9 protein-coding genes and 1 pseudogene are annotated in these 15,228 nt (G+C 74.2%); 8 read left to right on the forward strand and 2 right to left on the reverse strand.

What is annotated here, in order from left to right; all coding sequences use genetic code 11:
* Window positions 1-142: 142 nt before the first annotated feature.
* Complete coding sequence (locus FRAAL_RS05015) at window positions 143-1,396, forward strand: threonine ammonia-lyase (protein WP_083866707.1); 1,254 nt, start codon at window positions 143-145, stop codon at window positions 1,394-1,396.
* A 192-nt stretch (window positions 1,397-1,588) separates the two neighbouring features.
* The gene (gene pcrA, locus FRAAL_RS05020) at window positions 1,589-4,132 is read left to right on the forward strand and encodes a DNA helicase PcrA (RefSeq protein WP_011602355.1); all 2,544 of its coding nucleotides are present in this window, start codon (window positions 1,589-1,591) and stop codon (window positions 4,130-4,132) included.
* Window positions 4,133-4,492: 360 nt separating this feature from the next.
* Here the strand turns inward: pcrA and FRAAL_RS35735 are convergent.
* Window positions 4,493-4,822 (reverse strand): annotated as a pseudogene (locus tag FRAAL_RS35735) (esterase/lipase family protein); the annotation flags it as partial.
* A 333-nt stretch (window positions 4,823-5,155) separates the two neighbouring features.
* Window positions 5,156-6,757, reverse strand: coding sequence for a carboxyl transferase domain-containing protein (locus tag FRAAL_RS05030; protein WP_041938861.1), 1,602 nt, complete (start codon window positions 6,755-6,757; stop codon window positions 5,156-5,158).
* A 273-nt stretch (window positions 6,758-7,030) separates the two neighbouring features.
* Here FRAAL_RS05030 and FRAAL_RS05035 point away from each other — a divergent pair, with 273 nt between their 5' ends.
* The 6 genes from FRAAL_RS05035 to FRAAL_RS05060 all read left to right on the forward strand — a co-directional run bounded on the left by FRAAL_RS05035 (window position 7,031) and on the right by FRAAL_RS05060 (window position 15,165).
* Window positions 7,031-9,007 (forward strand): protein kinase domain-containing protein, encoded by a 1,977-nt coding sequence (locus tag FRAAL_RS05035; protein WP_041938862.1) that lies wholly within the window; start codon window positions 7,031-7,033, stop codon window positions 9,005-9,007.
* Between the two features lie 447 nt (window positions 9,008-9,454).
* Window positions 9,455-10,621 carry an ADP-forming succinate--CoA ligase subunit beta gene (sucC, locus tag FRAAL_RS05040; protein ID WP_041938863.1) on the forward strand — a complete coding sequence of 389 codons (1,167 nt, stop codon included), beginning with the start codon at window positions 9,455-9,457 and terminating at the stop codon, window positions 10,619-10,621.
* A 24-nt stretch (window positions 10,622-10,645) separates the two neighbouring features.
* Window positions 10,646-11,518: a succinate--CoA ligase subunit alpha gene (gene sucD, locus FRAAL_RS05045; RefSeq protein WP_011602360.1), complete on the forward strand. Its 873-nt coding sequence runs from the start codon at window positions 10,646-10,648 to the stop codon at window positions 11,516-11,518.
* A gap of 191 nt (window positions 11,519-11,709) precedes the next feature.
* Window positions 11,710-12,696, forward strand: a complete 987-nt coding sequence (locus FRAAL_RS05050) for a hypothetical protein (RefSeq protein WP_011602361.1) — start codon at window positions 11,710-11,712, stop codon at window positions 12,694-12,696.
* 126 nt (window positions 12,697-12,822) lie between these two features.
* The gene (locus tag FRAAL_RS05055; RefSeq protein WP_041938864.1) at window positions 12,823-14,469 is read left to right on the forward strand and encodes a cell division protein PerM; all 1,647 of its coding nucleotides are present in this window, start codon (window positions 12,823-12,825) and stop codon (window positions 14,467-14,469) included.
* A 147-nt stretch (window positions 14,470-14,616) separates the two neighbouring features.
* Window positions 14,617-15,165, forward strand: coding sequence for a helix-turn-helix domain-containing protein (locus tag FRAAL_RS05060; RefSeq protein WP_041938865.1), 549 nt, complete (start codon window positions 14,617-14,619; stop codon window positions 15,163-15,165).
* Window positions 15,166-15,228: the final 63 nt, after the last annotated feature.

The following is a 15,228-nucleotide window of genomic DNA, read 5'->3' on the forward strand; positions in this document are numbered from 1 at the left end:
GTGACCGTGCACGAGATGGCCATTACTTAGGCGCGCACCCGAGCTCCGGGTCCGCGCGCCAGCCCTTCCGCCCTCTCGGCGGGGGGCTTTTTTGTTGCCGCGGTCACGGCGAGGTGGCCGCACAGCCGCCGGGAGAGGCATCATGACCGCACCAGCCGCAGACGACGACCAACCGACGCCCGGGAGCGGGGACCCTGGGCCCGGCGAGGCCGACCCGGATGTCGAGGCCGACCCGGGCGTCGAGGCCGACCCGGGCGTCGAGGCGGACCTGTGTGCCGAAGCGGATCAGCGTGTCGACGCGGATCTGCGTGTCGAAGCCATCGAGGCGGCGGCCGGGGTGCTCGACGGCGTGGCGCGGCGGACTCGGGTCGTGCCTGATCCCGGCCTGTCGGCCGCGCTCGGCACACCCGTGTGGTTCAAGTGCGAGCACGAGCAGCACACCGGCTCGTTCAAGCTGCGTGGCGCCTACCACCGGGTGGCGACCGCGGACCCGGCGGCGCGAGCCCGGGGAGTCGTCGCGGCCAGCGCCGGGAACCACGCCCAGGGGGTGGCGTTCGCGGCGGCCACCTTCGGCGTCCCGGCGACGATCTTCGTACCGGCGGGGGCGAACCCCGTCAAGGTCGCCCGGACCCGCCGGTGGGGCGCGCGGGTCGAGGAGGTGCCCGGAGGGGTGGAGGCCGCCCTCGCCGCGGCCGCCGACTTCGCCGCCCGCGGCGGGCGCCTGCTCGTGCATCCCTTCGACGATTTGGCCGTGGTGGCCGGGCAGGGCACGATCGGTCTCGAGCTGCTCGACCAGGTGCCGGACCTGGGGACCGTCCTGGTCGGTGTGGGCGGCGGCGGGCTCGTCAGCGGGGTCGCCGCGGCGCTGCGAGCGCGCCGGCCCGGCGTGCGCGTGATCGGGGTGCAGTCGGTGCTGGCCCCCGCCTTCGCCGCCTCGCTGCGAGCCGGTCGGCGGCTCACCGCGGTGGTGGGTGCCGATCTGCCGGGCGCCGCGGCGCGCGGCCGGGGCGTTCCCACCATCCCGGGCAGCCGGCTGTCCGGGCGGCCGGTGCTGCCCCGACCGGCGGCGCGGCCCCGCACGATCGCCGACGGCATGGCGGTGAGCGAACCGGGTGCGCTGACCTTCGCGCTGGCCACCAGGCTGGTCGACGAGGTGGTGACCGTGGACGAGGCCGCCTTCTGGGAGGCGATGGTGCTGCTGCGCCGCGCCGGTCTCGCGGTGGAGCCGGCCGGAGCCGCGCCGGTCGCCGCGCTGCTGCGCCACGGCCGCCTCGTGCAGGGGCCGACGGTGGCGATCCTGTCGGGGGGCAACATCGATCCCGGGGTGGCCAGCCGGGTCAAGTCGCTCGCGGCGGTCGCGACCGACGACGTCGGCGAACTGCGGACCACGGCCTGAGGCGGCCCGCCGGGCGGTGGGCGGCCGAGGTGACCATAAGGTGGCGACACGTGGGTCGGCGACGTCGCGGGCGCGTGGCGCTTCACGGCGGGCCGCTCCGCGGCAGGCCGCCGCCGGTCCGGCCGGGAGGCGGCGCCTCCCCGGCGAGCCCGGCTCCGACCAGTCCGGCGTCGAACGTACGATCGAGGTCTGATGAGCACTCTGTTCGGTGAGTCCCCCCGTGCCTTCGGCGAGTCGGCCGCGGGCGTCGGCGGTGGCGTGCCCTACGACCTGTTCGGCCCGGCGGTGCTCGCCCCGTCCGCGGGCGGCGACGCAGGCGGCGGGGCACCCAGGCTCGATGCCGAGGGCCTGCTCGACGGGCTCAATCCGCAGCAGCGTGCCGCCGTGGTGCACATCGGCGCGCCGCTGCTGGTCGTGGCGGGCGCGGGCTCGGGCAAGACCCGGGTGCTGGCCCATCGCATCGCCTACCTGCTGGCGGCCCGGGGCGTGCGGCCCGGGGAGATTCTGGCGATCACGTTCACGAACAAGGCCGCAGCCGAGATGCGGGAGCGGGTCGGCGCGCTGGTGGGCCCGCGGGCGCGGGCGATGTGGGTCAGCACGTTCCACTCGGCCTGCGTGCGCATCCTGCGGTCGGAGGCGAAGCGGCTCGGCTACGGGTCCTCCTTCTCCATCTACGACGCCGCGGACGCGCAGCGGCTGATCACGCTGGTCACCCGGGATCTCGACCTCGACCCGAAGCGGCACCCGGCGCGCGGGCTGGCCGCGCAGATCAGCAACCTGAAGAACGAGCTGATCGACTGGGAGGCCGCCCGGGACCGGGCGAGCAGTCACCAGGAGCGCACCCTCGCCGAGGTGTACGCCGCCTACCAGCAGCGGCTGGCCCAGGCCAACGCGCTCGACTTCGACGACCTGATCATGATGACGGTCAACCTGCTCCAGGCGTTCCCCGACGTCGCCGAGCACTACCGGCGCAGGTTCCGGCACGTGCTGGTGGACGAGTACCAGGACACCAACCACGCCCAGTACGTCCTCGTGCGGGAACTCGTCGGCCAGCCCGCGCACGCCGACGCCGACGCCGACGTGCCAGGGCCGGGGGCGGCGGCGGACGCGGCGGTGTCGACCGTCACGTGGGCGTCGGGCGCCGTGCCGCCCGCCGAGCTCTGCGTCGTCGGTGACGCCGACCAGTCGATCTACGCCTTCCGCGGGGCGAACATCCGCAACATCGTGGAGTTCGAGGAGGACTTCCCCGACGCCGCGGTGATCCTGCTGGAGCAGAACTACCGTTCCACCCAGACCATCCTGTCCGCCGCGAACGCGGTGATCGCGCGCAACAACCAGCGCAAGGCGAAGCGGCTGTGGTCCGACGCGGGCGACGGGGAGAAGATCGTCGGATTCGTCGCGGACAACGAGCACGACGAGGCCGCCTTCGTCGCCGAGGAGGTCGACCGGCTCACCGACGCGGGGCTGGCCCGGCCCGCGGACGTCGCGGTGTTCTACCGGACCAACGCGCAGAGCCGCGTCTTCGAGGAGATCTTCGTCCGGGTCGGGCTGCCCTACCGGGTCGTCGGCGGGGTGCGCTTCTACGAGCGCCGCGAGATCCGCGATCTGCTCGCCTACCTGCGGGTGCTGGCCAACCCGAACGACACGGTGAACCTGCGCCGCATCCTCAACGTGCCGCGGCGCGGCATCGGGGACCGGGCCGAGGCGGCGCTCGCCGGCTTCGCCGAAGTCGAGCGGATCGGGTTCGCCGCGGCGCTGGAGCGGGTCGGCGAGGTGCCGGGGATCGCCACCCGCTCGGCGAAGGCGGTGCGCGAGTTCGCGGCGTTGCTCGCCGAGCTGCGCGCGATCGAGGCGGACGGACCGGTCGCCGTCGTCGAGGCTGTCCTCGAACGCACCGGCTACCTGTCCGAGCTTCTTGCGGAGGACACGGTCGAGGCCCAGGGCCGGGTGGAGAACCTGCAGGAGCTGGTCGGCGTCGTCCAGGAGTTCACCGAGCGCAACCCGCAGGGCACTCTCGCCGAGTTCCTCGAACAGGTCTCACTGGTCGCCGACGCCGACCAGGTTCCCACCGATGACGGCTCCGACGGCGTCGTCACCCTCATGACCCTGCACAGCGCCAAGGGCCTGGAGTTCCCCGTCGTCTTCCTCACTGGCCTGGAGGACGGCGTCTTCCCGCATCTGCGGACCCTGGGCGACCCCACCCAGTTGGAAGAGGAGCGCCGCCTGGCCTACGTGGGAGTCACCCGGGCCCGCTCCCGGCTGTACCTGACCCGCTCGGTCGTCCGCAGTGCCTGGGGCCAGCCGGCGTACAACCCGCCGTCGAGGTTCCTCGGTGAGGTGCCCGACGCGCTGGTCGACTGGCGTCGTCTCGTCGAGGCGGCGCCGGAGCCGGCTGCGCGCCCCTGGGGCGGCTCCGGAGGGTCCGGGCCGGGCGGGTTCGGGTCGGGCGGGTTCGGGTCGGGCTCGGCGGGGCAGGGCGCCGGCCGGGCGGGCGGCGGGAGCGCGCCGGCCCGCAAGCCGCTGCCGAACTCACCGTTCGCCGGCCGCGGCCGTCCCTCGGCGCGGCCCGTGCTGGAGCTGCGCCAGGGCGACCGGGTGACCCACGACAGCTTCGGCCTCGGAGTCGTCGTCGCCACCGGTGGGGTGGGGGATTCGGCCGAGGCGACGATCGACTTCGGTGCGGACGCCGGGACCAAGCGCCTGCTGCTGCGCTACGCCCCGGTCGAGAAGCTCTGAGTCCCGCGCACGCAGCTCGGACCCCTGGTCGGGAAGCTCCGAGCCCTGGTCGAGCAGCTCTGACTGCTCCGGCGCCGTCGTCCCTGCCAGCCAGCCCGCAACCCGGCGCGTCACCGCCCCGTTGAACGCCAGCGAGTGATGACCGAGCCCGGGGACGGTGACGTTCACCGCGTCCAGGTCCGGATGGTCGATCGCGGCCTGGGCCGGGCGGACCACCGTGTCCCGCCCGGCGGCGACCGCGACGAACCGCGTCCGGCATCCCGGCGCCGGGCGGCCGAGCTCGACCAGCAGCGGCGAGCCCGGCCGTAACTGGGCGAGCAGGGGATACGGCAGCGCCCGGGGTACCAGCTCGGCCAGGCGGGTGCCGCCGTGCGGGGTGGCGAGGGTGATCAGAGTGTCGACCTGCCGGTCACCGCCCAGCCGCTGGACGTGGTAGCGGGCGACGAGGCCGCCCAGGGAGTGGGCGACGACATGCACGTGGCCGCCGTCGCCCGCCGCGGCCGTCACCGCGGCGGCGAGCACCCGGGCGCCGTCCTCGACGGTGGTGGTCCACAGAGGCAGCTCGACCGCCCGCACCCGGCGAAAGCCCCGGCGGCGTAGCTGATGGTGCAGGCGGGTGAAGATCGACCGGTTGTCGACCAGCCCGTGGACCAGCAGGATCGGCGTCCCGGCCGCGGCGGGCGCGCGCACCAGCAGGCCGCGCTGCAGCGGCGGCAGACCGTCGAGAGAGTACGGTTCGTCGTCCCGCTCCGGCTGGCGGCGCAGCGCGCTCGCCGGATAGAGGGCCAGGTGGGCGGCGACCCAGGCGGTCTCGACGGCGAGTCCGCGGGCGTTGTCCCCGGTGGCGCGCAGCCCCGCGACGAGCGCGCGGCGGGTCGGTGCCTGTCGGGGTGCTGGTGGTACCGGCTCGCCGATGGCCGATCACCTTCCTTCGTCGCGCCGTCGAGGCGTCACGCTGTTGCCGGGTGGACCCGTGCGTGTTCGCCCGACCTCGTCGGGATCGGATCGAGAAACGCAAAGAGATTACAGACTGTCACGTAGTTCTGTCGACCAGCGCTGCTGGCGGCGTTCCCGCCGCTGCGCCGGGTCCTGCCAGGAGACCTCGGCGAGCAGCCCCGCGGCCGCCTGCGCCACCTGGTCCGCGGTCGTCGCGGGCAGCAGGCAGTCGGCGAAACCGAGTCGGTACAGATCCGTGGGACGCAGCCCCGCCCGGTCCGCCGCCTGCTCGACCGGGATGCGCAGGGTCGTCGCGGCGCCCTCCGGGGAGAGCGCGGTGAAGTAACTTTCCGGAGTCATAATCACCATATCGGTGACCGCTGCGGCGAGGGCGCCGCCCGACCCGCCCTCGCCGAGCACCACCGACACGGTCGGGGAGGGGCAGGCCAGGACCGCCGCCATCGCATCCCCGATCGCCGCGGCGATCCCGGCGGTCTCGGCGTGCGCGCCGCCGGCCGCGCCCGGTGTGTCGACGAGCGTGACCAGCCCGACCCCGAGCTTGCCGGCCAGCCGGGCGGCCCGGGCAAGCAGCCGGTACCCCGCCGGGCCCGGCGCGCTGCCGCGTCGGGCCCCGACCGCGACGACCACCGCGCGCATCCCGCCACCGCCGTGCGGCGCGGCCCCTGCACCGGCACCGGCCCTGGCGCCGGCACCGGCACCGGCCCCCGCACCGGCACCGGCCCCGGCCCCTGCGCCGGCACCGGCGTCAAGCAGGGCACCCAGGCGGGCACCGACCAGCGGATCGGGCCCGACGAGATCGACCCCGTCGGGCAGCAGGGCGCGCAGCACCGTCGCACCGTCCGCCCGCTGCGCGGTCCGGGCGGCCATCACCTGCTCCCAGCCGGAACGGGCGGCCACCTTGTCGAAACCCACCGGCAGATCGGTCCGGGCCGTGCGTACCGGCGGCCTCCCCGGTGCCGGCGGGCCCGGCGGCATCGGCGGCCTCGCCCGGGCCACCGGTTCGATCGGGCCCGGCGGGGTCAGCGCGCGCAACGCCCGGCGTAGCCAGTCCGCGACGCTGTCGGGTGCGGGCGCGGCGTCGACGAGGCCGGCGGCGAAGGCGGACGCCGCCGTGTGGCTGCCGGCGGGCGGCGGCGTCCCGGTCGTCGCCGCGACCACGCGGGGACCGGCGAAGCCGACCGTCGCCCCGGCGACGGCGCAGCGCAGGTCGCAGCGCGAGCCGATGGTGACCCAGACCCCACCGGTCGTCGGCTGGTCGGCGACGGCCACGTGGCCGACCCCGGCCGCGTCGAGGGCCGCGAGGGCGAGGGCGGCGCGGGGCAGTCCGACGAGTCCGGCGACACCCTCCTGCAACCGGGTACCGCCGCTGCGCAGGAACGACACCAGCGGCCGGCGGCTCGCGACCGCTGCGGCCGCCGCCTCGGCGAAGCCGGCGGCGTCCGCCTCGCCGAAGCTGCCGCCGTGGACGGCGAAGTCCCAGACCGCCGCGACCGCCGGCACTCCCGCGATCAGGCCGGCACCCCACCTAAGCGCCGGCCGTCCGTCGTAGTCCGGCCAGCCGAGACGGTTGACCGCGGGGGCGGCCGACGGCCTCAAGGTGATGCCGGCGAGCAGGTCCGTCCGCCAGTCGGCGGACGTCTGCCGCCCCGGTCGGCTGTCACTGTCCATGTCCGCATCTTGGGGCCGACAGCGGCCGTGTCGATGGCCCGGACGGCGGCGGTGTTGCAGGACACGCCGCACCGGGACGCTCACCGGCGGCACCCCGAGCGATGCTCGGATGTCTCCCGACGCCGGAAGGGAAGGGACATTTGTGACCTACCGTGCAGTCTGCTTCACGGCAGTCAGCGACATACCCTTTCGTTCACAGCCCCCTGAGTGGGTGGGTGCCCGCACCACACCCGCGAGATCAGTTCCCGCGAGATCAGTGGAGTGAGGAGAGGGATGCTCACACCGCTGCTGGAGGACGACCCCCGCCAGATCGGCCCGTACCGTCTGCAGAACCGCATCGGCGCCGGGGGGATGGGGACCGTCTATCTCGGCTTCACCCCGGAACAACATCCGGTCGCGGTGAAGGTGGCTGCCGAGGAGCTCGCCGAGGACGTCGAGTTCCGCAGCAGGTTCGAGCGCGAGGTGCACGCGGCGCTGCGGGTGCGGGGCAATGCGGTCGCCGCCGTGCTCGACGCCGACACCGAAGCCCCGGCGCCGTGGATGGTCACCGAGTACGTCGAGGGCATCAGCCTGGCCGAGGCGGTCCGGGCTCGGGGCCGGTTGGAGAACCATCTCGTCCGCGGCCTCGCGGTCGGGCTGGCCGACGCGCTGGTCGCCATCCATGCCGCGGGCGTCGTGCACCGCGATCTGAAGCCGTCGAACATCCTGCTGGCGTGGGACGGGCCGAAAGTGATCGATTTCGGTGTCGCCCACATCAGCGACAGCAGCACGCTGACCCGCACCGGGCACGTGATCGGGACTCTGGCCTGGATGTCACCCGAGCAGATGCGCGGGGACGCGTCGGACTCGTCGGCGGACATCTTCGCGTGGGCGAGCTGCGTGACGTACGCCGCGACCGGCCGCCACCCCTTCCACGCCGAGACGCCGGACAAGCTCGCCCTGCGCGTACAGCGGGACACGCCGGACCTCGACGCCCTGCCCGCCTACCTGCTCACGTCGGTCGCCGGGGCCCTGTCCAAGATCCCCCGACAGCGGCCGACCGCCTCCGCCCTGCTCGCCTCACTGGTCGGCCGGGAGGTCCAGGGGGTGACCGAGGCCGACGCCGTCGCGGGTGACTTCCTCGAACGGACCTGGACCGGCACGGCCCGGGCAGCGAGCGACGGTCTCACCGTCCTGCCCGCCGGCGAGTGGTCCGGCGCGGACCGCGCGCGGGCCGCCGACGGCCCCGAGGGGGACGGACGGTCCGACCCCGCCCCGTCGGGTGGCGGGCGGCCGTCCGCCGCGGGTGGCTGGTCGCCCTCCGTCCAGGGGCCGCCGCCCGCCTCCGGCCCCTGGCCGGTCGGCCCGCCGCCCCCCGCGTCCGCGTTCCGGCCCGCCGTCTCGCCGCCGCCGACGATCCCGCCGCCACCGCCGCTGCCGGCCTCCCGTCTGACCCCGTTGCCGCCCGCGCCGCTACCGCCGTCCGCGCCGCCGCCGTCCACGCCGCCGGCCCCGAGGCCTTCGGCCGCCAGGGTTCCCCCCGGGGCCTCCCCGCCCGCCGGATCCCAACCGGTCGTCTCGCCCTGGACCTACGACATGGACGAACCCGATTCGCGGGCGCCCGTCCGGCCCCGGCGCGAACCTCCGCCTGACCCGCACGCCGCGGGCGAGACCCGCCCGCGATCCCGGACGGACCAGGCGGAGGACACCATCCGGCCGCCGGACCCGACCCCGCCGGCGCGGCCGCCGGATCCGTCGGAGTTCCAGGTGTGGATCAGGCCCGCGAGTGCGGCGTCGTCGTCGGCCCCCTCGTCGTCGGCCCCGCCGTTGTCGCGCCGGGTGTCGTCGAGCCCGTCGTCGAGTCGGGCGCCGACTCGCCCGACACCAGCGCCGCTGCCTGCCTCACCGCCGCGCCGGTCGGCCGCGGCGGCGCCGGGCGGGATCGCCGCGGCGTCGGGTGGCCGCGGGCACCGTATTCCCGTGGCGGTGGGTGGTGGGGGCGGGGAGGGCTCGGACGCTCGCCGGTTTCCGCCCACCACCCCGGTGGAGCACGGGCTCAACGGTCGGGCGTTGCTGTCGGTTGTCCTGGCCCTGGGTTGGCTGTTCGGGGTGGGCAGCGTCGCCGCGATCGTGGTCGGCTCGATGGCCCAGGCCCAGATCCGTCGGCACAACCAGCGGGGGCGACGGCTCGCCGCCGTCGGGATCGCGCTGGGTTGGACCGGAATCGGGCTGACGGTCGTCAGTCTGCTGATCGTCCTCGCGCTGCGGTGAATTCCGCGCCGATCCGGCCGGAGCGGCCAGAAGGTCGACCACGATCGGTGTTGTTCCCGTGTGATTTCTGACATATATCCGATGGTCAACTCCGTGACCTCGGCCACGGCAGCTCGCGGTGCCGCGTGCGGTGGTCACGCTCAGCGTCTTTTCTCGTACGCATGATCCGTCCCCGCGCGACGTGCGGGTGCCGCTCGGGGCGCGATGTGCACCTCATTTGTCCTGTATCGATGGGCCTGACGTGGGCACCCGGCCAGCCGAGCCCGGGCGATGGCACCATCGACGGCCCCGGCCGGACCCGGTGCCACCCGGCTTGTCGCCGCCGCCGGCCGCGCACGGGGGCACTCCGCGTGACGCGCGCCGTAACCGCCTCGTCAGTAGGCTCGCAGGCGTTCTGTGCCCCCCTACGTAACCCAACCCGTACGACCGCATCCGACTGGACGGACCGTGGATCTCTTCGAATACCAGGCGAAGAAGCTGTTCGCCGAACATGGCGTTCCGGTGCCCACCGGGAAGACGGCGACCACCCCTGAGGAGGCGCGCGCGATCGCCACCGAGCTCGGTGGCAAGGTGGTCGTCAAGGCGCAGGTCAAGGCCGGCGGCCGAGGCAAGGCCGGCGGTGTCAAGGTGGCCGACGGGCCGGATGACGCCTTCGCGAAGGCGACGGCGATCCTCGGGATGGACATCAAGGGCCACACGGTCCACTCGGTGCTCGTCGAGGAGGCCAGCAACATCGCGGAGGAGTACTACGCCTCCTTCCTGCTGGACCGGGCGAACCGGACCTTCCTCGCCATGGCCTCCCGCGAGGGCGGCATGGAGATCGAGGAGGTGGCCGCGACCAACCCGGACGCGCTGGCCCGCATCGCGATCGACCCGCTGACCGGCGTCGACGCGGCGAAGGCCCGCGAGATCGCGGTTGCCGCCAAGCTGCCCGAGACCGCGCTGGACGGGGCCGCCGAGCTGCTGGCGAAGCTGTGGACCGTCTTCGTGAAGTCGGACGCCACCCTGGTCGAGGTGAACCCGCTCATCCTCACCGCTGACGGTCGCGTCGTCGCGCTCGACGGCAAGGTCAGCCTCGACGAGAACGCCGACTTCCGGCACCCGGAGAACGAGGCGTTCGTCGACGTCTCCGCGGTGGACCCGCTGGAGCAGAAGGCCAAGGAGAAGGGCCTCAACTACGTCAAGCTCGAGGGCGAGGTCGGGATCATCGGCAACGGTGCCGGCCTGGTCATGTCGACGCTGGACGTGGTGACCTACGCCGGCGAGGAGTTCGGCGGCAAGCGCCCGGCGAACTTCCTCGACATCGGCGGCGGCGCGTCCGCCGAGGTGATGGCGAACGGTCTGTCGATCATCCTCGGCGACCCGTCGGTCAAGAGCGTCTTCGTCAACATCTTCGGCGGCATCACCGCGTGCGACGCCGTGGCCAACGGCATCGTGCAGGCGCTGAAGATCGTCGGTGACGTCACCACCCCGCTGGTGGTGCGCCTCGACGGCAACAACGCCGAGGAGGGTCGTCGCATCCTCAAGGAGGCGAACCTCTCGGTGGTCAAGCCGGTCGACACGATGGACGGCGCGGCGAAGCTCGCCGCCGAGCTCGCCGCGGCCGCGGCCTGACCAGGGCGAAGGGATTGCGAACCGATGGCTATCTGGCTTGACGAGAACAGCCGGATCGTGGTGCAGGGCATCACCGGCTCCGAGGGCACCAAGCACACCAAGCGGATGCTCGCCGCGGGCACGAACGTCGTGGCCGGGGTGAACCCGCGCAAGGTCGGCCAGCAGGTCGAGGGCGTGCCCGTGTTCGGCTCCGTCGCGGACGCGATCGAGCAGGCCGGCGCGAACGTTTCGGTGATCTTCGTGCCGCCGAAGTTCACCAAGGACGCGGCGATCGAGGCGATCGACGCGGCCATCCCGCTCGCGGTGGTCATCACCGAGGGCGTGCCGGTCCACGACACGACCGAGTTCTGGGCCTACGGCCAGTCCAAGGGCACGACCCGGATCATCGGGCCGAACTGCCCGGGCATCGCCAGCCCCGGTCTGTCCAACGCCGGCATCATCCCGGCGGACATCACCCCCGGCGGCCGCATCGGCCTGGTCAGCAAGAGCGGCACGCTGACCTACCAGATGATGTACGAGCTGCGCGAGTTCGGCTTCTCCACCTGCGTCGGCATCGGTGGCGACCCGGTCATCGGCACCACGCACATCGACGCCCTCGACGCCTTCCAGGCCGACCCGGGCACCGACGCGATCGTGATGATCGGCGAGATCGGCGGCGACGCCGAGGAGCGGGCCGCGGCGCACATCGAGGCGCACGTGACGAAGCCGGTCGTCGGCTACGTCGCCGGCTTCACCGCGCCGGAGGGCAAGACGATGGGCCACGCCGGCGCCATCGTGTCCGGCTCGTCCGGTACCGCGCAGGCCAAGAAGGAAGCCCTCGAGAAGGCCGGTGTGCGGGTGGGCAAGACCCCGTCCGAGACCGCCCGGCTGATGGCTGACATCATGCGGTCGTTGTAGACCTTTCTGGATGATGGGCCTCCGCTTCCCGCGGTGGCTCGTCATCCAGGCGGTCCAGGGGTCGTGGGTCGTCGGGAGTGAGGGACGCGGATGTCTTCCCTCATCTCCCCACGACTGCAAGACTCCTGCATCGGTGCGTGGGCGAACCGGCGTCGTCGTGCCGACCGAGCTGACGAAGTGGGGTTCCCGTCGTGGCACAGATCGGCGGTCGTAGCGTCGCGACCAACGACATCGGGGTGATCGCCTCCGGGCTGGTCATGTTCATCGTGAGCTTCCTGCCCTGGTATTCGGTGACCTACTCGTTCTTCGGCCGCGGCACGAAGGCGCACGAGAACGGCTGGGGGCTCGGGTTCAACTCCTGGTTCCCGGTGTTGTTGGTCCTCGCGGTGGCCGGTCTGCTCGCGGCGCGACTGTTCGCGAACGTGCGCATCCCGGACGTCGGTCCGGTGTCCGCCCTGTGGATCCTGCCGGGCGCCTCCGCGTTCGCCGCCCTGCTCCTGCTCATCCGCTGGATCAGGTTCCCCGACGTGCCGAGCGGACTGGACGCCGGCCCGAGCTACGGCTTCTATCTTGCGCTGGTCGCCGCCATCGCCCAGACGGTCTTCGGTGTCCTCGCCGCGCTGGCGAACGGGGCCACCATCCCCGGCCGCGGTCGGGCGGGCGGCCCGGGCACGCCCGGCGGCTGGCCGCAGCCGGGTCAGCCTCCCTACGGCCAGCCCTACGGGCAGCAGCCGACCCCCGGCTACGGCGCTCCGACCGGCGGCTACGGCCAGCCCGGTTACGGTCAGCCCCAGCAGGGATACGGCCAGCCCCCGACCGGTTATGGACAGCCGTCTCAGGGCGGTTACGGCCAGCCCCAACAGGGCGGCTACGGCGCGCCGCCCAGCGGCTACGGCCAGCCGCAGCAGGGTGGTTATGGCCAGCCGCCCGCGGGTTATGGCCAGCCGCCGGCCGGTTATGGCCAGCCGCCGGCCGGCTACCCCCAGCCGCCTGCGGGCTACGGCCAGCCGCCCGCCTACGGCCAGCCGCCCGCCTACGGCCAGCCGCAGGATGGTTATGGCCAGCCGTCCCAGCCGCAGGCACCCCAGCACCAGGAGCCGCAGCCTCAGCAGCAGCCTGGTTATGGTCAGTCCCCGCCTCCGGGCACCTACGGCCAGCAGCCGCCGGCGGACCGTTAGCCGTCGGGCCTGGCGTCCCGCCGCCCCATGCCGGGCAGCGCGGACGTTCGGGATGTTCCCGGCATTTCCGGGATCCGGACGGCGTGTTGTCCGGGATGGCGTGCAGCCGCGTGCGAGCGTCCTACCGTGCCCGCCTTCCCCCACCGTCCCGGCCCCGCCGGCCAGCTCCTCGACCGGTTGTGGCAGCGGGTCGGCCGGCCGGCGGCAGCGGCGATCGCCGCGTCGGCGGCCGGACTGGTCTTCATCGAGTTCATCGTCCTGGTCGTGTGGGGCGCGGACACCGGTTCGTCGACCGGGCCCGCCGCGGCCCTGCGCGTCGGCGCCGACCTGTGGCTCGTCGCCCACGGCACGACGCTGCGGCTGCCGGACGGGATCATCTCCTTCCGGCCGCTCGGGCTGGCGCTGTTCCCCCTGGCCGCCGCGCTCAGCGCCGCGCACCGGCGGGCGGCGGCCGCCCCCACGCCGGTCGGCTCCGCGCTCCTGCGTCCCGGCCGGGGCGGTGAGGGGCGGGGCGGTGGGGGTCGGGAGGGCCGCGGCCGGCCGGGTTGGCGCCCGTCGAGTTGGGGCCCACCGGGTTGGGGCCGGCCGGGTTGGGGCCGGCCAGGTGGGGACGGGTCGCACCGGGACGCGATGGATCGGCCCCCGATCGCCGGCGCAGGCGGTGCCGCCGGCGCGAGAGGTGCCGTCGGTGGGGGCAGTGACCCGACCGGCCGGCAGGCGCCGGCGACGGGCCGGGCTCCCGGTGCTTCCGGTGCTTCCGATGTCGCAGGCTCCGGCGAGGGGGGCGGGGCCGACGACCGGGTCCGGCGCGACGGGCTCATCGGCGTTCCCTGGGGGTCGGTGGTGGCCGACATCGTCGGCGTCGTCGGCGCGCAGACGTTGTTCGTCGTGCTCGTCGCGCTTGTCGTGAACTCGGGCCCGGCGCGGCCGACCCTGCTGTCGGCGGCACTCGGCACGATCGCGCTCGGCCTGCCCGCCGCGCTGCTCGGTGCCCTCGCCGGTCGCCACCGGCTGCGGACTGCCTGGCGCACGCTGCCCGGGATACTGCGCAGTTCTCTGCTGTGTGGGGCGGGTGCGTTCGCGTCGTTCATCGCCATCGCCGCCTTCGGCGTCGCCCTGGTACTCGCCGCCACGCTGCCCGAGGTGGCCGGGGCGGAGCGGGCGCTCGACGTCGGGGTTCTCGGTGGAATCGGGCTCGCGGCGACGCAGCTCGCGCTCGTCCCCAACCTGGTGCTGTGGGGCCTGTCCTACGCCCTGGGGCCCGGCTTCCGGACCGGGCCCGGCATGGTCCGGGTCGATGCGGTCCGTCCCGCCGAGCTGCCCGACCTCCCGGTGCTGGCCGCGCTGCCCCCGAACGCGCTGCCGCGGCCCGGGTGGCTTGTCCTGGCCCTGGTGCCGATCGTCGCGGGCATCGTGCTCGTGGCGATGGTCCACCGGGCCACCGCCGGGAGCCGTTCGCGGGACCGGCTCGCGACCGTGCTGGTCGCGGGCGTGACCTGCGGTCTGCTCACCGGGCTGGCGATTCAGGCGTCGATCGGGCGGGTCGGTGGGGCCGCCGCCCACTACGGGCCGACTGCCGGCTGGGTGTGCGGGCTGCTCGCCGGGGGCGAGGTCGCCGCCGTCGGCCTGCTCCTGCTCGGCGGCATAGATCTGGCGGCCCGGCGTGCCGAGCGGCCGTTCCTGGCCGAGGACGCGGAGCCGTCGTTCTGGCGGCGCCGGATGTCGCTGCCCGGATCCGGGCTCTCGGCGCGGCCGTCGCGGCGCACTCAGTAGGCCAGCGCACTCAGTAGGCCAGTGCACTCGGTGAGCCGCGCACTCGGGAAGCCGTGGCGGCCGAAATCGACCGGCGGGATCGTCGCCGGAAAATGTCCGTGGCGCGGGTTAGGGTGCCGGCGTTGGATCATCCTCACGGAGGTCGTCGTGCCGATCGCGGTCGCCCACATCCGAGTCGAGGCCAGGCGTCTGCGGGCACTCGGCTGGTCCTACCGTCGCATCGCCCGCAGGCTCCAGGATCGTCATCGGCTCGGTGCGTTGGTGGCCTTCCGCCTCGCCCACGGCTGGACCCAGGAGGAAGCGGCGCGCCGGTGGAACGAGCGATGGCCGGGGCGGGGACCGGCCAAGACCGGTAAGACCTGGTCGTACTGGGAGAGCTGGCCGGGCAGGGGCGGCCGGGCACCCTCGGCCACGGTGCTGGCCCGGCTGGCCGAGCTGTACCTGTGCCGGCCGGGCGACCTGCTCGACGGGCCCGACTTCGGCCAGCTCGACCCGGGGGCGGACGACGCCGGCGACCGGACCGCTGCCGGCTGCTCGTGCGGTGTGGGTGCTGGCGGGGACGACGACGACCGGCTGGCGGGGCTGCTGTCCATGACCGGGCCCCTGGCTGCCCCGGCGGGCCGCGACGTCCCGTCCGCCGCGGCCATCGAGGCTCGGCTGGCCGAGTTCGTGACCGGGTGGGCCCCGGCGGCGTGATCGCGGCAGCGGGCTGCTCCTGGGCTGTTCCGCGCGCGGCGCAGGTGGTCCAGTCAGTACAGT

The organism is Frankia alni ACN14a, assembly GCF_000058485.1.
GTDB classification, from domain to species: Bacteria; Actinomycetota; Actinomycetes; order Frankiales; family Frankiaceae; genus Frankia; species Frankia alni.

Coding starts and splice junctions, on each gene's coding strand:
- FRAAL_RS05035 (WP_041938862.1), top strand. CDS start 7,031: ATGCTCACACCGCTGCTGGAGGACGACCCCCGCCAGATCGGCCCGTAC.
- pcrA (WP_011602355.1), top strand. CDS start 1,589: ATGAGCACTCTGTTCGGTGAGTCCCCCCGTGCCTTCGGCGAGTCGGCC.
- FRAAL_RS05030 (WP_041938861.1), bottom strand. CDS start 6,757: ATGGACAGTGACAGCCGACCGGGGCGGCAGACGTCCGCCGACTGGCGG.
- FRAAL_RS05015 (WP_083866707.1), top strand. CDS start 143: ATGACCGCACCAGCCGCAGACGACGACCAACCGACGCCCGGGAGCGGG.
- sucD (WP_011602360.1), top strand. CDS start 10,646: ATGGCTATCTGGCTTGACGAGAACAGCCGGATCGTGGTGCAGGGCATC.